The sequence below is a fragment of the Psychrobacter sp. Cmf 22.2 genome (genome assembly GCF_001921745.1).
Classification (GTDB): domain Bacteria; phylum Pseudomonadota; class Gammaproteobacteria; order Pseudomonadales; family Moraxellaceae; genus Psychrobacter.
On record NZ_MRYA01000041.1, the window covers coordinates 1 to 265 of the forward strand.

A 265-nucleotide genomic window follows, 5' to 3' on the forward strand; every position below is an offset into this window, starting at 1 on the left:
ATTAAACTTAAATATTATCAACAGCCACTGGTTGGTTGCGCGTAGGAGATGATCTTGAGCAAAAACAGAGTATTATGGGGCGAAGGTTTATTTTTAAGACCTCAGCATTTTCAGATTCAAGATACTTATCATAACTCGCAGCGCGCGCTCAGTATGATGCTCGTGCATCCTTACGCTTATGGTATCGCTGATGTGCAAATCGATAGCCAGCTTCTAGAAAGTAATATCTTAAGCTTTGAGAGCATCTATGCAGTCTTGCCCGATG

Annotated in this window: 1 protein-coding gene; it reads left to right on the forward strand. The window is 41.5% G+C overall.

Going from position 1 to position 265, the window contains the following annotated elements; translation table 11 throughout:
* Positions 1 to 54 precede the first annotated feature (54 nt).
* On the forward strand, positions 55 to 265 hold a 211-nt coding region (gene tssK / locus BTV98_RS13235; protein ID WP_178379395.1), incomplete at its 3' end, for a type VI secretion system baseplate subunit TssK.